Source organism: uncultured Dokdonia sp., assembly GCF_947492815.1.
Lineage (GTDB): Bacteria > Bacteroidota > Bacteroidia > Flavobacteriales > Flavobacteriaceae > Dokdonia.
The window spans coordinates 63,607-81,113 of the sequence record NZ_CANLOB010000020.1; the positions used below are offsets into that span (position 1 = coordinate 63,607).

The following is a 17,507-nucleotide window of genomic DNA, read 5'->3' on the forward strand; positions in this document are numbered from 1 at the left end:
TGGAATTAACTAATAAGATCGTGAACTACATGCCCAGAAACATCCGTAAGCCTGAATCTTCTTCCTTGGTGCTTATAGGTGAATTTGGTATGGTCGACACCCATTAAATGCATCATGGTAGCTTGCAAATCATGCACATGTACAGGGTCTTTTACAATGTTGTATCCAAAATCATCGGTTTCTCCATAGGTGAATCCTGGTTTTACACCACCGCCCGCCATAAACATGGTAAAGCATTTTGGGTGATGATCTCTCCCATAGTTAGTTTCGGTAAGTGTTCCTTGGCTGTAGTTGGTACGTCCAAATTCACCTCCCCAAACCACAAGGGTATCTTCAAGGAGTCCGCGTTGTTTTAAATCCATGATTAATGCAGCAGTTGCCTGATCAATATCTTTAGCTTGTTTTTTTATTTGTGTGGGTAAGTTTTCATGCTGATCCCAACCCATATGATAGAGTTGCACAAAACGCACATCTTTTTCAACTAGGCGTCTTGCTAATAAACAGTTGGCTGCATAGGTACCAGGTACCGTTGCTTCGGCGCCATACATTTTAATAATATGATCGGGTTCTCCTTCTATATCCATCGTATCGGGAACAGAAGTTTGCATTCTGTATGCCATCTCATATTGAGCAATACGGCTATTGATTTCTGGATCACCAAATTCTTTTTCTTGCTTTTCATTTAACTCAGCAATATGATCGAGCATTTTGCGTCGCTCAGATCTACTCATGCCTTCAGGGTCTTTTAGGTATAATACAGGATCTTTTCCTGATCTAAATTGAACTCCTTGGTGTAGCGAACTCAAAAACCCATTCCCCCATAGTCGGGAATATAAAGGTTGTGCAAGCGGTCTTCCCGTTCCTCTGGATAATAATACCGTAAATGTAGGAAGGTTATCATTTAAACTTCCCAATCCATAACTCATCCATGATCCAATACTAGGTCTTCCTGCTTGTTGTGATCCAGTTTGGAAAAAAGTAATGGCAGGGTCATGATTTATGGCTTCGGTATGCATGGATTTTACAAAGCATAACTCATCTACAATTTTTGCGGTATATGGCATGAGATCACTTACCCAAGCTCGGGACTCTCCGTATTGATTGAATGTAAAATTACTACCCACTAGCGGAAAGCTATCTTGTCCAGAAGTCATTCCTGTAAGACGTTGTCCTTTTCGTACAGAATCAGGTAAATCCTGACCTCTCATTTTATCAAGAAGTGGTTTGTAATCAAACAACTCTAATTGAGAAGGACCTCCGCTTTGGAATAAATAAATAACGCGTTTTGCTTTGGGCGCAAAGTGAGGCAGATTCATGCCTTTTAATGGAGAATCTGGTGCTTCTACTATAGCCGAAAAAGGATCTAACATCGAAGCAGCAGCAAGTCCACCAATACCCAAACTCAATTTCTTTAGGAAATGTCTGCGGTTATTATTGAGAAAATGTTTTGAGATTTCTTCCATACGATTATCCTTTTACAATAGCTTCATCTAGATTAAAAATCAAACTTGTGACTGCACTAAAGGCATATAGTTTTTCTTTGTCAATAGCTACTTGAGTAGTGACTACCTTTTTAGTTTCGTCATAACCAGCTTCCGATTCTTTTAGAAATGCGAGTAAGTTTTCCATTTCTGTTTCATCGGGAGCACGGGAGGTAATTTTTTTAAAGATCGTATGTATCCGATCTTGATCTGTGAGTTCTTTATCTAGTAATACTTGAGTGGCCAACACCTCTGCTGCTTCAATAAGCTGTGGGTCATTAAGCATGACGAGTGCTTGTAATGGGGTACTAGTTTTTTGACGTTCTACGGTGCAATAATCTCGTGTGGCGGCATCAAAGGTCATCATAGACGGAGGTGGCACGGTTCGTTTCCAGAAGGTGTATAGACTTCTTCTATATACGTTTTCTCCGGTGTCCATGATGTATTCTGTGAGTCCTTGTCCTGAAGTGGTTTCTGCCCAAAGTCCTTTGGGTTGATAGGGTTTTACACTAGGGCCACCTATTTTTTTGACAAGCAATCCGCTTACGGCAAGTGCATTGTCTCTAATCATCTCGGCAGTTAATTTTTGACGTGTGCTTCTCGCAAGCCATTTATTATAAGGGTCTGCTTCCAAGAGTTCGGGACTTGTTTTGGAGGTTTGCTGGTAGGTATTAGATAAGACCATACGTTTGATCATTTTTTTCATATCCCATCCTTCTTCTCTAAAAGTGATCGCGAGCCAGTCCAGAAGTTCTGGGTGGGACGGTAAGGCGCCTTGGTTTCCAAAATCAGAACTCGAAGCTACGATACCTGTTCCAAAAATTTGTTGCCATAATCTATTTACAGCCACGCGTGCAGTGAGGGTATTCTTTTCATCAAAAAGCCAGTTGGTAAGTCCTAACCTATTGTTTTCAAAATCATCAAAAGCAAGTACTGCTTTTGGTGTGTCTGCTTGTACTTCATCTCCGTAGGCGTCATAAGCGCCTCTTTTTAAAACGTATGTTTTTCGAGAAGGAGCATCATCTTTCATCACCATCAATTGTACTTCTGGAATAGAATCTGGCATATTAATAAAAGAAAGTAGTTCTTCTGTTTGTTGTTGTGTGATTTTGATATTAGGCTCTGGAATTTCTCCATAGTCAATACGTCCTTTCTCATTCACTTTATTAAAGAAGCTATAGAAACTAAAGTATTCTTTTTGAGAAATAGGATCGTATTTATGGTCATGGCATTGTGCACATTCCATGGTGAGTCCTAGTAAAGATTTGGAAACTGTATTGGTTCTATCTAGTACATACTCTACACGATATTCTTCATCGATCACACCCCCTTCTTGTGTGATTTTATGGTTTCTATTAAACCCAGTGGCTATAATTTGTTCGAGACTAGCATCAGGGAGCAAATCTCCAGCTAGTTGCCAGGTTACAAAATCGTCATAAGGGAGATTTTTATTAAACGCACTAATCACCCAATCGCGCCATGGCCACATCACACGTTCCAAGTCATCTTGATATCCGTGCGTGTCTGAATAGCGAGCAATGTCTAGCCAACTTGTGGTCATATGCTCGCCATATTGCGTAGAGTTTAGTAAACTATCGACAATACTTTCGTATGCGTTAGGGTTGCTGTTATTCACAAAGGCGTCTATTTCAGAAACGCTTGGTGGGAGTCCTGTAAGATCAAAATAGACACGGCGTATGAGTTTTTCTTTACTGGCTTTTTCAGAAGGTGATAATCCTTGTTGTTCCAGTTTTTTAATAATGAAGTTGTCAATTTCATTAGCAGTAAGACTTGTATTGGTGATTTGAGGGATTTCTTTTTTTTGGGGAGCTACAAATGCCCAATGGTCTTTCCAAACAGCACCTTGGTTAATCCATTTGGTCAGTACTTGTTTCTCATAGTCAGTTAGACTGAGGTTTGAATCTTCAGGTGGCATCAACTTTTCTGTTCCCACAGCATATATTCTAGAGACGAGTTGGCTGGTAAGTGTATCGTTCGGTACAATGGTAAATCTATCTTGGTTTGGACCAATGGCAGCATACGCTCCTTCTTTAGTATCTAATCTTAAACCTGCTTCGCGTGTGCCATCATCAGGACCATGACACAAGTAACACCTATCTGAAAGAATAGGTTTTACATCAAAAATATAATCGATGGTTTCAGGGAGTTCTTTTGTTTTGTTTGCTAGTTCAATGTCACTAGCATTTATAGGAGTATAGGTTTCTTCGGTATTTTTGGAGATGTATTTGTATCCCAATACCAGAGCAAAGGGTATTATAAAATACAATAACCATGTAAAGAGTGTATGCTGTTTTTTGTTTTTCAATGTAGCGAGCGTTTTTATTGCTATTTACAGTAGGATTAATAGAATGATAACTCAGGAATTTATAATTATAAATTCGCCTAACAAGATACTAAATCTAATACTTAATTTAAATATGCTTCAACGCTGTGCTCTCTCTTTTGGTTGTGAACCTGCCTGCCTGCCTGCCTGCCTGCAGGTTTCATGAGTTCGCTTTCGCGAAAGCGTATAATAGATACTCTATGTACTATTGTTTCTTATCTTTTTTATGAGTGTTGCTAGTATTTTGTTGATGCTTAATATGTTGCGTGCCTACCATATTTTGTGTTTTTTTATTACATATTTAAAAACATTAAAACATATAAAATATTGATTATAAGTATTTTATTTCTCTCGTCATTCTGCCCAATAGTATTCAGAGAGTAGAGACATAAAAGTAAAATAAAAATTAATGGTTGTACACGAGTCATTTTATAGATAAGAATACAGATGTATTTTTTAAAGATACTGAAACCTATATGTAAATGCATAACATAAAAAATTAATGAAGACTGGTTAAAGGATATGTAAAGGGTTAGTTATACCATTCTTTATGTATTTCCAGCATTAATCTTTTTCGTGCTCTATGTATGGTTACCCAAAAATTATCTACTGTAATATCTAATTCTTTACAAATATCTTCAGTACTCATCTTTTGAATTGTTTTCATGGTGAGCGCTTTGCATTGCTTTTTGGGGAGTTTAGCCATATGTTCAAAAACCAATATTTCAAATTCTTTAGCTTCAATTTTCATATCTCCAGATACGTTTGTGCGATCTTCATAACGCTCTTCTAACCAATTGGTATCTGAACCATCTCTCTGTATATTCTGAAAACGAACAATTACCTTATGTTTGGGAGTATTAATTTTTCTATAATAATCTATTATTTTTCGTTTGAGAATAGCTGTTAACCATGTTCTCTCTGTAGCTTCTCCTCTAAATTTAGGAGCTGCTTTTAAGGCAGATAAAAGGTTTCCTGAATGATATCTTTAGCAGTCTCTTCATCTCTCACTCTTGTAATGGTATAATTAAATAAAAAGTCAGCATATAGGTGATCCACATATTGGGGTTTAATGATTGTGTAGCCATTTTAAAACAAATTTTTAAGTAAGGTTCGTTATTATAATGACCTATCATCCTAAATATGTGCCAAATAGAAATAATTTCACAAATAACTAATAATCAAATTGTTGTGTAATTTTGTGTTTGTGGTTTTCTGAAAAAACACAATATATTGTAGCTATAAAAACAACATATCGTATGCGATATGTTATAGGATAAGAAAAATAGTAGGTGGGTTCATTTGTTATAAAGGTGCTTTAATAGATATAAAACCCTATTATATTCTGAAAATATACACTTTAACGTTGCGCTCTCCCTACGGTCACGAATCTCATAAACTCGCTTTCGCGAAAGCGTACAAAGAAACAGCACACGTAGTAAAAGTGTGAAAAATATTCAAATAGTAAGAAGTGAACGCCTATTAATTAGACACAATAATAACATCGCCGCTTTGCTCTACTCTGTATGGTACCATTGCAAAGTCTAATACTTCTCCTGAAGCCTGGCCTGTAAAAAGATTATACGTATGTGCATCATCACATTGACAAATTACTTCGATACCATTTATCACCATTGTAGAACACTCATTGGGACTATGGTTAGGATCTGTAGCTTCCCAAGCACGTAAATCACTACCTGTATTAATCACAAAAACACCGCGTACGCCTCCGTTAGGTACATACACCGCGTTATTAGGGATTTGAAGATCTAAAGCAGCTATATTACCTAACTGAATACTAAAACCAATATCAACAATAAAAGGATTATTAGAACGTCTATTGTCATCTGAAGAACATCCAGCTAACATTAAAATGATACAACTAAAAAGGAAGATATTACGCATTAAACTACTGTATATATAATTAAAATTAAGAGGTACGATATTATGGGTCGCAATCCTGCTTTAGAACTTGCAATTTACTACAAAACGATGTATCCAGTAAAATATTTCGTATATTCGTAACACATGTCCCGTGAAAATGGGATTTTTTTATTCCCGGCTCGTCGGGAATTCTTATATAATATAATGACGCCTATCTAAAAGGCCTTAAAAATATAGCATATGGGTAAAGTAAATTATTACACTGCCGAAGGTTTACAAAAACTTAAAGATGAATTAAATCAATTACGAGATGTAGAACGTCCAAAAGCATCTCAAGCCATTGCAGAAGCTAGAGATAAAGGAGATTTAAGTGAAAATGCAGAGTATGACGCTGCCAAAGAAGCACAAGGAATGTTAGAAATGCGCATCTCTCAAATGGAAGAGCTTGCTTCTAATGCACGTATTATAGATGAATCTCAACTGGATACTAGTAAAGTATTGGTGCATTCTACCGTTAAGATTAAAAATCAGATTAACGGGATGGAGATGACCTATAAACTGGTTGCTCAAAATGAAGCCGATATTAAAACAGGAAAGATTTCTGTAGATTCTCCTATCGGAAAAGGTCTTTTAGGGAAACAAGTAGGTGATGTGGCCGAAATTCAAGTGCCAAAGGGAGTAATGAAATTTGATATTATAGAAATCACTAGAGATTAATATGGCAAGTATCTTTACAAAAATTATCAATCGCGAAATTCCTGGACATATTGTTCATGAAGATGATGATCATATCGCCATATTAGACATAAATCCTAATACAAAAGGGCATACACTTTGTATTCCTAAAGAAGAGGTAGATCGTATTTTTGATCTTTCTGAAGAGGCCTATCTTAAGCTAATGGCTTTTTCTAGAAAGGTAGCTATTGCTTTAGAAAAAGCAGTGCCTTGTAAGCGTATTGGTGTGAGTGTGATTGGACTTGAGGTACCACATGTACATGTGCATTTACTACCACTACAGTCTATGGAAGATGCACGATTTATAGATAAAGCATCATTAACTCCAGACGATTTTGAACAGCTTATCCAAGCTATTAAAGGGCACTTAAGTTAAGATTCCCTCTAACTTCAAGTGCTGTAGTAATATCACGGTTTTAGCATCGTTAATCTCACCAGTTTTGATCATGTTATACGCTTTCGCGAAAGCGTACTCATGCACTAAAATATCTTCGTGTTCTTCTGTAACACCGCCACCTTCACTTATTTTGTCTTTTGCTGTATAGCTAGCCATAAATAAATGAACGGTTTCTGTGACAGAACCAGGAGACATGTATAAGTCCATGACACTTTCTACACTAGAAAGATGGTAACCAGTTTCTTCTTCTATTTCTTTTTTGATGGCAGTTTCAGGATCGTGATTATCTAAGAGTCCTGCACATGCTTCAATAAGCATTCCACTGGGATTTCCATTAAAATAAGTAGGCATGCGAAATTGCTCCGTTAAAATGACGGTATTCTTTTCTTTGTTATACAAAATAACAGCAGCTCCATTACCTCGATCATAGACTTCACGTACTTGAGGTTCCCAATTTCCTTTGGAATCTTTATAGTCAAATGTCACCTTATGTAAAGTTGCCCAGTTATCTGAGAGTAATGTCTTTTTAATGTTCTTTAAGTACTCAGGCATCGTTTACTAGTTTTAATTGGATTTGCATAGTTGTCCCTTTGTCTATTTCACTTTTGAGTACTCCTATTCTACCATCATGATATTCTTCTATGATTCTTCTGGCTAAAGACAGTCCTAATCCCCAACCACGCTTTTTAGTGGTAAAACCTGGTTCAAAAATGCTATTGAATTTATTTTTAGGAATTCCTTTTCCAGTATCAGATATTAATACTTTAGCATAATTTGCATCTCGGGTAATTACCACTGTTAAATCTCCTTTTCCTTTCATGGCATCGATAGCATTCTTAAACATATTTTCAATGGTCCATCCGTATAACTGTTTGTTGAGCATGACTGGAAGCTCTCCTTCAGGAAGATCTATTGAAAATTTAATAAGTTTTGAACTCCGATTTTCCAAATAGTCAAAAGTAACTCTGGTTTCTTCTATAATATCAACCTCTACTAAATCAGGTATAGATCCGATTTTACTAAAACGATCAGTAATGGTTTCTAACCGATCAATATCCTTGACCATTTCTTTAATATAATCTGGATTCACATCTTCAGTTTTCAGGATTTCTGTCCATCCAACTAGGGATGAAAGCGGTGTTCCTATTTGGTGGGCTGTTTCTTTAGCCATCCCTGCCCACAATAAATTTTGTGCAGATGATTTTGAGGTTAAATAATAAAAATAAATGATCGCAATAAATAAAACAACAATAAGAAGAAGTGCAATAGGAAAGTATTTAAGCTGATCTATAATAGAAGAGTTTCCATAATAAATAGTATTAGATTTTACTCCATCCCAGACAATATCTATTGGCTCATTAGCTAGAGAATACTCCTGAGCAAGTTGTGCTAATTCTTCTTGAGACAATACATCTCCATTAGGGATATTAAGAGGCATATACACCTCGTCTTCAATATCATAATCAAGTGTTGGAATCGTATTATTCCTAGAAACTATTAATAGATATAAATTACTTAATGATGCATCCAATTGTCTTGCATCTTTTCCTTTAGGTAAAATATCCCCTGTTTCCGCTAATGCTTTTTGAGCTGCAGCAAATATTTCCATTTTACTGCGTTCAGATTCTTTAAGTTGTTCAAAAAATAGCAATACATTCCACAAGATGAGTGTGGTAATTACCAAAGAAGATATGATCATAAACCACCTCGCATATTGAGGCTTGGGACTAAAATTCATAGAAGAACACTTTCAATAAATATAGAATTAAAGTCTTAAAAATACACCTTGAAAAAGGAAAACTTTGCTTCTAATAGTAAATAAACTACAAACGAAAGAATTTGATCGATAGTATAATAAAGACTGATGCTTTAGAAAACAAAATATAAATGATTAAAGTTTTCTTTTGACATTTTCTCTTTTCCTACCTTTGGAGAAAACGCTTTTTATGCAAACGATCGATCCTAAAGAAATTGCGATTCCTAAATTATTTGGATACTTAACAGGTACTGTAGGACCACGTCCTATTGCTTTTGCGAGTACCGTAGATGGACAAGGAAATGTGAATCTTGCTCCTTTTAGTTTTTTTAATGTCTTTGGCGCAAATCCGCCTATTCTAGTGTTTTCACCTTCTAGAAGCGGTCGTGATAATAGTACAAAAAACACCTTAGATAATGTGTTAGAGGTTCCAGAGACTACGATTAATATTGTAGACTACGCGATGGTACAACAGATGAGTCTAGCGAGTACGGCATATCCAAAAGGAGTGAATGAGTTTACAAAAGCAGGGCTTACGGAGCTTGCCTCAGAAACGATCCAACCACCACGTGTTGCAGAATCCCCCGTGCAGTTTGAATGTAAGGTTATTGAAGTGAAGCCACTGGGAACTGAAGGTGGTGCAGGAAATCTGGTGATATGCGAAATTGTTAAAATACATATAAAAGAAACTGTTTTAGATACTAATGGAGCCATAGATCCGTTAAAAATAGACCAAGTCGCTCGTATGGGAGGTAATTGGTATAGTCGTGCGAATCAAGGGTTGTTTGAAGTTCCTAAACCTATTGCACAACTAGGAATAGGAATAGATCAAATTCCTGAATCTATTAGATTAAGTACCATCCTTACTGGAAATGATCTCGGAATGTTAGGAAATGTAGAAGAACTTCCTACAGCAAAAGAAATTTCAGATTTTGTTGCTGAAACTCCTGAAATACATCAATTAGTACAAACAGGAGATCAAAATAAGATACATAAGAGAGCAAAGGAGTATCTCGTTGAACAAAATGTGAATAACGCGTGGAAAGTTCTGCTTGCTAAACTTTAATTTTTAGCTACATTTACACCCTATAATTCTTATTTGAGAGATGGAAGTACAAGGAAAAGTAAAAATGATCGGAGAAACACAAACCTTCGGTAATAATGGATTCAGAAAACGTGAAATCGTTGTAACAACTGAAGAGCAGTATCCACAACATATTATGGTGGAATTTGTTCAAGACAAAACAGATTTGCTTAACAACTATCAAGTTGGGCAAAATGTAAAAATTAGTATCAATTTAAGAGGTCGTGAGTGGGTAAATCCACAAGGCGAAACAAAATATTTTAATAGTATACAGGGCTGGCGTATAGAAAATTTACAAGCTGCAGCACCACAAGGAGCTCCAGATATGCCACCAGTACCGCCAGCAGATGCTTTTGAGCCTGCTAGTAACCTGAATACTGAAGATCATGATGATTTGCCGTTTTAGGTAATCATCTTGGAACCCCTAAAAGTTCCACTTCACCCGTAGTTATCCCCTTAGCTGCGGGTTTTTTTATATCTTAACGCTACGGTATATACATATGAAATCAGACATTCTCGAAATAAACCATTCTGAATTTGGTATCGAAAAATTCAGGATATCAGCTCCTAGATATAATCTGTATGAATCTGAAGATGGTATCTGGGAGTTCATCATACACCTTACTACTTCAGAAACGATACAAAGAGTACAAGAGTTAGAAGATGTAATTGACCCTTCACCTTCTATAGAAGCTACAGCAGTACTCTCAAAAGAAGAAATTAATTTAAAAGAAGGAACTCATATCCATCAGAAACAGGGATATGATTATGATAGAGATGAAAACTTATCTGTCTTATATTATTTCAGTTACAATTCTATAGAAAATCTTACTATTGAAGTACTTAAAGTAGTACAAGATCATATTATACTTAATGTTACAGGAGAGACCATTGTAAATGGTTCAAACGGTAATGACCCTGATGCTAAAATTTATATGCATGAAACAAAATTCCTACTAGATCAAAATTTAAAAAGAAGTTTTTCTTAATGATGAATTTATAAATCGATTGTACTAAAATTATGTCTATCACAAAAACCATAGAAACACTTTTTCAAAAGTATATTCCTTCTCCTTTTGTCATTGCTATTTTGTTAACATTGCTTACCATGATACTGGCGTTGGTGTTTACAGAAAATCCTTCTGAAACAGCACACCCTATTGCTATTTTAAAATTTTGGGAAGAAGGCATTTGGGATAACAATCTATTGGTTTTTGCCTATCAGATGATGCTTATATTAGTATTAGGACATGTTCTCGTCTTAAGTACACCTATGAGTTGGCTCATTTCTAAACTCACTGTATATGCAAAAGATACTGCTAGTGCCGTTATATTAGTAAGTTTTACCACCATGCTTGTTGCATTTTTTAATTGGGGCTTAGGACTCATTTTCGGAGCGATTATGGCTCGTAAAATAGGAGAAGCTGCACTAGAAAAAGGGTTTAAAATCAACTACCCACTGGTAGGTGCTGCTGGATATATTGGTTTAATGGTTTGGCACGGAGGAATGAGTGGCTCTGCATCACTAAAAGCATCCGAAAATAATTACATACAGGACATGATGAATGGTATTCTCTCTTCAGAGAATCTAGCAGCTATTCCAGAAATTATTACAAGTCAACAAACTATATTCAGTTGGTGGAATCTACTTATATTTGGAATTCTTTTGATCGTTATTCCTTTTACATTTTATGTACTTGCACGAAATGGGAAAACAACAGAACTTCCTGATTTTAATACGCCAAAGGCTACTGCTGAACGTCAAGAAAAAAATGATAAACTTGACAACTCTAAGTTGCTAGCCATAGGATTTGGGTTTATACTTTTAACTGCCTTTTTTGCGAGATATTGGGGGGCATCTTTATCTCCTAATATGCTTAATTTTTTAATGTTAGGATTAGGTGTTATTTTACACAGGAATTTTAAAAACTTTCTTAAAGCTGTAGAAGAGGCAATAGGAGGAGCCAGCGGAATCTTAATTCAATTCCCGCTCTATTTTGGAATTATGGGAATTATGAAAAGCACAGGCATGGTTACCATGATTAGTGATGCTTTTATTGCTGTTGCTACAGAGACTACACTTCCTATATTTACATTTTTTAGTGCAGGTCTTGTAAATGTTTTTGTGCCAAGTGGTGGAGGTCAGTGGGCAATCCAAGGACCTATAGTGATAGAAAGTGCATTATCATTAGGAGTTCCTTTACCCAAAGCAATTATGGCACTTGCTTATGGAGATCAAGTGACCAATATGTTACAACCCTTTTGGGCATTACCTCTATTAGGTATCACAAAATTAAAAGCTAAAGAAATTTTACCTTATACCCTTATCCTTATGGTTGTAGGAAGTGCAATTTATATTTTAGGATTATTGTTGTTATGATTAAAAAGCTAATCTTCATAACCATTGTAGCTATTATAATATTCTTTGCAATATCATTTCTAACAGTATTAGTCGATTTTGGAACTCCATTCTGGGAACCATCGCAAATCCTAGATGCGGGATTTCCTTTTACGTATTATGAAGAGTTTTTTTTAGATTTTAAACATACTGGATGGTACCCTGTTTATTTAATAGTAGACGCTTTAATTATTTGGATATTGGTTTTTGTAATTTGGTATTTTAAAAAGTAGATGCACATTCTCACAGATCATATCGCTTTTCCGCATCCTTCTCAAGCCGAAGAAGATGGATTACTGGCTGTAGGAGGAGATCTACATTCAGATCGGCTTATGCTGGCATATAACTCTGGGATTTTCCCATGGTTTAATGAAGGAGAGATGGCATTATGGTGGAGTCCTGATCCGCGTATGGTGGTTAAACCTCAAGACGTTCGTATATCAAAATCTATGCGTAAAGTATTTCGTGATAATACTTTTAAAGTAACCTATAATCAGCGTTTTTTAGAAGTTATTTTAGCCTGTAAGCGTATCAAACGAAAAGAACAACACGACACCTGGATTACCAATGCGATGGTAGAAGCCTATCTAAAATTGCATGAAATGGGGCATTGTATTTCTGTCGAGGTTTGGAAAGAAGACCAATTGGTGGGTGGTCTTTATGGCATCGATTTAAAAGACAAAGGCATTTTTTGTGGAGAGAGTATGTTCTCTAAAGTGAGCAACGCCAGTAAAGTGGGGTTTATTTCGCTTTCGCGAAAGCTAACCCAGCAAAATTACCGTCTTATTGATTGTCAAATGTATACTGACCACCTTGCTAGTCTAGGTGCTGCCGAAATTCCTAGAGAAGATTTTTTAAAGTATTTATCCTAAATCCTCTTTTGTAAACAGCTAATAACTTTATGACGTATATGAATTCCTCTTCCAAAGGGAGAGGTTAGGTGAGGGCTTGCACTTCTTTATAACGATAACAGCCTACCGCATGATCATTCACCATCCCAATAGCCTGCATAAAGGCATAGATCACTGTAGATCCAACAAACTTGAAACCACGCTTCTTTAAATCTTTACTTATCTGATCACTCAACGGTGTATTGGCAGGACAATCCTTATAATGATTCCAACTATTTTGGATAGGCGTATGATCTACATAATCCCAAAGGTATTTAGAGAAACTGCCAAACTCTTTTTGAATTTCCATATATAACTTAGCATTTGTCACCGTTGCACGTACTTTCAATTTATTACGGATAATGCCTGCATCTTGAAGAAGATCTGCAATTTTATTTTCATCATACTGCGCAATACGCTTATAATCAAAGCGATCAAAAGCAATTCTAAAATTTTCTCGCTTACGTAAAATAGTAATCCAACTCAATCCAGCTTGAAAGGTCTCTAAAACCAAAAACTCAAACAGTAAATCCTCATCTCTTAAAGGAGTTCCCCACTCATTATCGTGATAAGATTCGTATAGATCGTCACCTACACACCAGCCACATTTATGTTTTGTCATTTTATTACAGTTAAAGTATGTTATAAAGATAATTTAAAACGGTTACTATATCCATGTGAATCTAAAACAGAGGGTAAATAGACATAAGCAAAATACAGACTTACGTTTCTATAACTACATACATCACTGTATTTGTACGTAGAATATAATGCTTATATCTCTTTTCTCTTTTTGACTGCAAAAAGTGTAATTTAGACAATTGTAGAGGCGTAAGTTCGTCTTTTCTTTGTCGACTCACAGATTATGAAAACAATGGTAGAAAAATCAAGAGAACAAATTGTACAAGAAGCGCTTCCAAAAGCGATCACGTACCAAGCATATAGACAACTAATAGATGACCACGCCGCCCAAGAAACAAGCACGGGTCCTAACCAAACAGAAGCATTAACTAATTATACAATGCTCAATCAACGTCGTATGAAGCGACTGGATAAGACTACAAAAATTAAAGAAAGTGATATCGCAAAAATCCAAGACTTTAAAGGAGATGTCACTTGGCTTGTCATTACAGAAAGCTGGTGTGGTGATGCTGCGCAAACCATGCCTGTTATGCAAAAAATAGCTGAGCTTAATGATGGGATTGATGTAAAAGTTATATTACGTGATGAAAATCTAGAGTTAATAGATGCCTTTTTATATAATGGTGGGCGCTCTATTCCAAAGCTTGTAGCGATAGATAATACATCTGGAAATGTACTAGCAGATTGGGGCCCTCGTCCTTCTGAAGCTACCAAAATGGTTAATGATTATAAAGAAGCACATGGTAAGCTTACTCCAGAATTCAAACAAGACTTACAAGTTTGGTATAATAAAGATAAAGGACAAAATACGGTAGAAGATCTTTTACACTTGCTAGACTAAACCTCTTTAGTTTTATGCTATTTTGATTAATGGTTATTCGTTAGTTGTGTATTCACTATTAACGAATAACCATTAACAATTTATACGAACTCTTAAAGTTCCGTGGTTAAGTTACTATTTCTATGACTGAGCAATACAACTACCCCTGAAAGTTAAAAGTAATCGTCCCTTTTTGAGAAACCGTAGCGGTACTATTAAATAGCGCTTCAGAAGCATAGCTAAGCGCTTGATCGATTAAGCATCCATTAGACGAAGTGGATGCTTTTTTATTATATTCCTTTTTTGTAATAGCCCCTGTACTATTCACTTCTATATCAAGTACAATTTTTCCTAAAGCATCACAGGTATATACTGGATTAGGGATTACAATAGCCCTTCTGTCTTTAAGATTATAAGACACGGTACTCTCCCTATTTCCTTTCTTGCTATTGCGTTCTTTCTCTCTTGCTTCAATCTGTGCTTTAACCTGTTCATTATGTGCTGCCATGGCAAGTTCACGAGATTTCTTATGTTCTTCTAAAATCTTTTCATTTTCGGCCTCTAGATCTTCTACACTTTGTAATTGCTGTTGCTCTATAGCTTGTCGTATAGGATCTTCTTCAGAAAAGAGCTCCTTACTTTCATTACGTAACTCGTTTGCGTTATATGCTTGATGACTTTTTACGATAGCCGTCTGAGTAGTTGTTTCTTTTTCTTCCAGTTCTTCTTCTAAAAATGGTTCTTGAATTACAGGAATTTCTATAAATGCTTCTTCAGGGTTTGGATTTTGATATGGTTTTACTCCTAAAAAGAAAAAAACGAGCACCAGAAAGCTAGCACCAGAAAAGGTGATAAGCATGGATTTATCTTGGGAGCTCAATTTCATAAGGGGTCTAAAATAATCAAAATCTACTATATTATGTAAACGATTAACAGTCTTTAGGTATTATCCAGAGTCGTAAAACTGTTTTCAAACGTCACAATATCTTGTGCATTATCTACGTCATAATCGCCTATTTTGGTTCTTTTTAGCGCCGTGAGATGTGCTCCGCTTTCTAGACCTTTTCCCATATCATAGGCAAGTGATCGGATATAGGTTCCTTTACTACAACGTACTCTAAAATCTACTTCAGGCATCGCTATTCTAGTGATTTCAAAATCATATATAGTGATTTCTCGGGTGGGGATTGCTACTTCTTCGCCTGCTCTTGCAAATTCGTACAAGCGTTTTCCGTCTTTCTTCAGAGCTGAAAATACCGGAGGTCGTTGTTGGATAGTTCCTTGGTACGCTTTCGCGAAAGCGTATACAGCATCCTCCGTAATATGATCTGTAGAAAAGGTTTCATTGATTTCCGTTTCTAAATCGTAAGAAGACGTTGTAGCACCAAGCATCACAGTGCCTGTATATTCCTTTTCCTGCCCCATAAACTCATGGATGCGCTTAGTAAACTTACCGGTACAAATAATCATTAATCCAGTTGCCAGCGGATCTAAGGTTCCCGCATGACCCACTTTGATCTTCTTTATATTCAAATTCTTACGAATAAGCCAACGCACTTTATTTACCAGTTGAAAGGAAGTCCACTCCAACGGTTTATCAAACAACAATACTTGTCCGTCTTTATAATCTTGATCTGTAAGTGGTATTTTTTTAGACATTAAATTATATTACTAGTGTGATCTGTTTTTTTTAGATACTAATTCTTCTAATTGAATCATAATCTGATCTTTATGCATTTCTGTTGTAAATAAAGCTTTTTTTATCTTAAGGAGTTCTGAAGAGGTTAATTGATATTTATTTTTTAACCAACTTAATGATTTTGACTTTTCTTTTACACCTTTAAGCTTATCATAAATATCTGATATCTCTTTATTTTTAATTTGTAGAGTTGCTAATTCTCCAAAAGATAGTGTTTGTATGGTTTTATCTTTTTTGTGAATAGTAAATCCACAAGCTCCTCCAAATGACTGATTATCAGGAATTTTTCCATTTATAGTTAAAATAACAAAATCAAAATAATAGACTTTTATAAATTCTACAGGCCCTTTATATCCGTATTTATAGCCCTTAATAATCTCTCCCTGAGAATCAACATATTCAGATGCTATATCAATGATCGATTTCATTTTTAATGTTACTATTTCGTGTATAAACTCACTCCAATAGCAATAATTCCTACAATTAAACAGTAAATCGCAAACCAAGAAAGTTTACTTTTCTTTACCAATTTGATCATCCAAGTACAAGCAACAAGTCCTGAAATAAAAGCGGCTATAAATCCTATAATAAGTGCAGAGGTATTCTCTTCTGTTGTTGTTAACTCGCCCCCTAAAATATCTTTGGCGATTTTTCCTAAAATTAAAGGAATGACCATTAAAAATGAGAAACGTGCTGCTTTGCTTTTGTCATTCCCTAATAATACCGAAGTAGATATGGTAGCACCACTTCTAGAAATGCCTGGAAGCATCGCAATAGCTTGAGAAACACCTATCACAAATGCATTTGGGAAGGATACTTTTTTTTGAGTGTCTTTAGCTTTATCTGCCATCCATAATAATACAGCTGTTACGATAAGCATACATCCTACAAATAAAATATTCCCTCCAAAGAGTGATTCTAACTGTTCTTCAAAAAACAAACCTATAATCACCGCAGGAATCATAGAGATTATGATTTTTACAGAAAATTGAGTTTCCTCATTCCATTTAAATGATAATAGACCTCGTATAATTTCCCAAATATCTTTTCTAAAAATAACAATCGTACTTAAGGCTGTAGCAAAGTGAACTATTACGGTAAACATTAGGTTTTTTTGTTCTTCATCAGACCCATTGTTAAGAATGGCTTTTCCTAACTCAATGTGTCCACTAGAAGAAACAGGTAAAAATTCGGTAAGACCTTGGATGATACCAAGTAAAAGGGCTTCATAATTATCCATGGGTGCAAAGATGCGGTTACTATGGCAAAATGACAAATAATAACGAATAAGAGTACCTGTAGAAAAATAATAAACTTCCAAGGCTAGTAAAATCTAGTTGTCAATTGTTTAATATATAACGAACACTATAAACTAAC

The 17,507-nt window shown here is 35.7% G+C and carries 19 protein-coding genes and 1 pseudogene; 9 read left to right on the plus strand and 11 right to left on the minus strand.

Annotated features, from left to right (window positions below; all coding sequences use genetic code 11):
* Window positions 1–5 precede the first annotated feature (5 nt).
* From Q1A01_RS16575 to Q1A01_RS16590, 4 genes and pseudogenes are all read right to left on the minus strand, one after another.
* Complete coding sequence (locus Q1A01_RS16575; RefSeq protein WP_299683226.1) at window positions 6–1,463, minus strand: DUF1501 domain-containing protein; 1,458 nt, start codon at window positions 1,461–1,463, stop codon at window positions 6–8.
* A gap of 4 nt (window positions 1,464–1,467) precedes the next feature.
* The gene (locus tag Q1A01_RS16580) at window positions 1,468–3,807 is read right to left on the minus strand and encodes a PSD1 and planctomycete cytochrome C domain-containing protein (protein ID WP_299683228.1); all 2,340 of its coding nucleotides are present in this window, start codon (window positions 3,805–3,807) and stop codon (window positions 1,468–1,470) included.
* 550 nt (window positions 3,808–4,357) lie between these two features.
* Window positions 4,358–4,744: pseudogene (locus tag Q1A01_RS16585) on the minus strand (sigma-70 family RNA polymerase sigma factor); the annotation flags it as partial.
* 563 nt (window positions 4,745–5,307) lie between these two features.
* Window positions 5,308–5,730 (minus strand): hypothetical protein, encoded by a 423-nt coding sequence (locus tag Q1A01_RS16590; protein WP_299683230.1) that lies wholly within the window; start codon window positions 5,728–5,730, stop codon window positions 5,308–5,310.
* 219 nt (window positions 5,731–5,949) lie between these two features.
* Here Q1A01_RS16590 and greA point away from each other — a divergent pair, with 219 nt between their 5' ends.
* Together greA and Q1A01_RS16600 are read left to right on the plus strand one after the other, a co-directional pair.
* The gene (gene greA, locus Q1A01_RS16595) at window positions 5,950–6,426 is read left to right on the plus strand and encodes a transcription elongation factor GreA (protein WP_299683232.1); all 477 of its coding nucleotides are present in this window, start codon (window positions 5,950–5,952) and stop codon (window positions 6,424–6,426) included.
* A 1-nt stretch (window position 6,427) separates the two neighbouring features.
* Entirely contained in the window at window positions 6,428–6,820 is a 393-nt protein-coding gene (locus Q1A01_RS16600; RefSeq protein WP_299683234.1) for an HIT family protein, read from the plus strand.
* Here the strand turns inward: Q1A01_RS16600 and Q1A01_RS16605 are convergent.
* Window positions 6,812–7,393 (minus strand): NUDIX domain-containing protein, encoded by a 582-nt coding sequence (locus Q1A01_RS16605; RefSeq protein ID WP_299683236.1) that lies wholly within the window; start codon window positions 7,391–7,393, stop codon window positions 6,812–6,814. The genes Q1A01_RS16600 and Q1A01_RS16605 overlap by 9 nt on opposite strands.
* A complete protein-coding gene (locus tag Q1A01_RS16610) occupies window positions 7,386–8,579 on the minus strand; it encodes a HAMP domain-containing sensor histidine kinase (protein ID WP_299683238.1) in 1,194 nt (397 codons plus the stop codon). Before Q1A01_RS16610 ends, Q1A01_RS16605 begins: the two co-directional genes overlap by 8 nt.
* A 208-nt stretch (window positions 8,580–8,787) precedes the next feature.
* On the opposite strand from Q1A01_RS16610, the gene Q1A01_RS16615 reads away from it, so the two are divergent.
* The 6 genes from Q1A01_RS16615 to aat all read left to right on the plus strand — a co-directional run bounded on the left by Q1A01_RS16615 (window position 8,788) and on the right by aat (window position 12,951).
* The gene (locus Q1A01_RS16615; protein WP_299683240.1) at window positions 8,788–9,663 is read left to right on the plus strand and encodes a flavin reductase family protein; all 876 of its coding nucleotides are present in this window, start codon (window positions 8,788–8,790) and stop codon (window positions 9,661–9,663) included.
* Window positions 9,664–9,703: 40 nt separating this feature from the next.
* On the plus strand, window positions 9,704–10,087 hold the full coding sequence (locus Q1A01_RS16620; protein ID WP_089370028.1) for a DUF3127 domain-containing protein: 384 nt from the start codon (window positions 9,704–9,706) through the stop codon (window positions 10,085–10,087).
* A 94-nt stretch (window positions 10,088–10,181) separates the two neighbouring features.
* Window positions 10,182–10,670 (plus strand): hypothetical protein, encoded by a 489-nt coding sequence (locus tag Q1A01_RS16625; protein ID WP_299683244.1) that lies wholly within the window; start codon window positions 10,182–10,184, stop codon window positions 10,668–10,670.
* A 32-nt stretch (window positions 10,671–10,702) separates the two neighbouring features.
* A complete protein-coding gene (locus tag Q1A01_RS16630) occupies window positions 10,703–12,061 on the plus strand; it encodes a TIGR00366 family protein (RefSeq protein WP_299683245.1) in 1,359 nt (452 codons plus the stop codon).
* A complete protein-coding gene (locus Q1A01_RS16635; protein ID WP_299683247.1) occupies window positions 12,058–12,312 on the plus strand; it encodes a hypothetical protein in 255 nt (84 codons plus the stop codon). Before Q1A01_RS16630 ends, Q1A01_RS16635 begins: the two co-directional genes overlap by 4 nt.
* Complete coding sequence (gene aat / locus Q1A01_RS16640) at window positions 12,313–12,951, plus strand: leucyl/phenylalanyl-tRNA--protein transferase (protein WP_299683249.1); 639 nt, start codon at window positions 12,313–12,315, stop codon at window positions 12,949–12,951.
* 64 nt (window positions 12,952–13,015) lie between these two features.
* Here the strand turns inward: aat and Q1A01_RS16645 are convergent, their stop codons facing one another.
* Window positions 13,016–13,591, minus strand: a complete 576-nt coding sequence (locus Q1A01_RS16645; protein ID WP_299683251.1) for a DNA-3-methyladenine glycosylase I — start codon at window positions 13,589–13,591, stop codon at window positions 13,016–13,018.
* 243 nt (window positions 13,592–13,834) lie between these two features.
* On the opposite strand from Q1A01_RS16645, the gene Q1A01_RS16650 reads away from it, so the two are divergent.
* On the plus strand, window positions 13,835–14,452 hold the full coding sequence (locus Q1A01_RS16650; RefSeq protein ID WP_299683253.1) for a thioredoxin family protein: 618 nt from the start codon (window positions 13,835–13,837) through the stop codon (window positions 14,450–14,452).
* Between the two features lie 139 nt (window positions 14,453–14,591).
* On the opposite strand, the gene Q1A01_RS16655 is transcribed toward Q1A01_RS16650, so the two are convergent.
* The 4 genes from Q1A01_RS16655 to Q1A01_RS16670 are packed head-to-tail and all read right to left on the minus strand — an operon-like array spanning window position 14,592 to window position 17,370.
* The gene (locus tag Q1A01_RS16655) at window positions 14,592–15,317 is read right to left on the minus strand and encodes a hypothetical protein (protein WP_299683255.1); all 726 of its coding nucleotides are present in this window, start codon (window positions 15,315–15,317) and stop codon (window positions 14,592–14,594) included.
* Window positions 15,318–15,370: 53 nt separating this feature from the next.
* Window positions 15,371–16,090, minus strand: coding sequence for a tRNA pseudouridine(55) synthase TruB (gene truB, locus Q1A01_RS16660; RefSeq protein ID WP_299683257.1), 720 nt, complete (start codon window positions 16,088–16,090; stop codon window positions 15,371–15,373).
* Window positions 16,091–16,102: 12 nt separating this feature from the next.
* The gene (locus Q1A01_RS16665) at window positions 16,103–16,558 is read right to left on the minus strand and encodes a hypothetical protein (RefSeq protein WP_299683259.1); all 456 of its coding nucleotides are present in this window, start codon (window positions 16,556–16,558) and stop codon (window positions 16,103–16,105) included.
* Between the two features lie 11 nt (window positions 16,559–16,569).
* Window positions 16,570–17,370, minus strand: coding sequence for an undecaprenyl-diphosphate phosphatase (locus tag Q1A01_RS16670; protein ID WP_299683261.1), 801 nt, complete (start codon window positions 17,368–17,370; stop codon window positions 16,570–16,572).
* Window positions 17,371–17,507: the final 137 nt, after the last annotated feature.

Coding starts and splice junctions, on each gene's coding strand:
- Q1A01_RS16575 (WP_299683226.1), bottom strand. CDS start 1,463: ATGGAAGAAATCTCAAAACATTTTCTCAATAATAACCGCAGACATTTC.
- Q1A01_RS16590 (WP_299683230.1), bottom strand. CDS start 5,730: ATGCGTAATATCTTCCTTTTTAGTTGTATCATTTTAATGTTAGCTGGA.
- greA (WP_299683232.1), top strand. CDS start 5,950: ATGGGTAAAGTAAATTATTACACTGCCGAAGGTTTACAAAAACTTAAA.
- Q1A01_RS16600 (WP_299683234.1), top strand. CDS start 6,428: ATGGCAAGTATCTTTACAAAAATTATCAATCGCGAAATTCCTGGACAT.
- Q1A01_RS16605 (WP_299683236.1), bottom strand. CDS start 7,393: ATGCCTGAGTACTTAAAGAACATTAAAAAGACATTACTCTCAGATAAC.
- Q1A01_RS16610 (WP_299683238.1), bottom strand. CDS start 8,579: ATGAATTTTAGTCCCAAGCCTCAATATGCGAGGTGGTTTATGATCATA.
- Q1A01_RS16615 (WP_299683240.1), top strand. CDS start 8,788: ATGCAAACGATCGATCCTAAAGAAATTGCGATTCCTAAATTATTTGGA.
- Q1A01_RS16620 (WP_089370028.1), top strand. CDS start 9,704: ATGGAAGTACAAGGAAAAGTAAAAATGATCGGAGAAACACAAACCTTC.
- Q1A01_RS16625 (WP_299683244.1), top strand. CDS start 10,182: ATGAAATCAGACATTCTCGAAATAAACCATTCTGAATTTGGTATCGAA.
- Q1A01_RS16630 (WP_299683245.1), top strand. CDS start 10,703: ATGTCTATCACAAAAACCATAGAAACACTTTTTCAAAAGTATATTCCT.
- Q1A01_RS16635 (WP_299683247.1), top strand. CDS start 12,058: ATGATTAAAAAGCTAATCTTCATAACCATTGTAGCTATTATAATATTC.
- aat (WP_299683249.1), top strand. CDS start 12,313: ATGCACATTCTCACAGATCATATCGCTTTTCCGCATCCTTCTCAAGCC.
- Q1A01_RS16645 (WP_299683251.1), bottom strand. CDS start 13,591: ATGACAAAACATAAATGTGGCTGGTGTGTAGGTGACGATCTATACGAA.
- Q1A01_RS16650 (WP_299683253.1), top strand. CDS start 13,835: ATGAAAACAATGGTAGAAAAATCAAGAGAACAAATTGTACAAGAAGCG.
- Q1A01_RS16655 (WP_299683255.1), bottom strand. CDS start 15,317: ATGAAATTGAGCTCCCAAGATAAATCCATGCTTATCACCTTTTCTGGT.
- truB (WP_299683257.1), bottom strand. CDS start 16,090: ATGTCTAAAAAAATACCACTTACAGATCAAGATTATAAAGACGGACAA.
- Q1A01_RS16665 (WP_299683259.1), bottom strand. CDS start 16,558: ATGAAATCGATCATTGATATAGCATCTGAATATGTTGATTCTCAGGGA.
- Q1A01_RS16670 (WP_299683261.1), bottom strand. CDS start 17,370: ATGGATAATTATGAAGCCCTTTTACTTGGTATCATCCAAGGTCTTACC.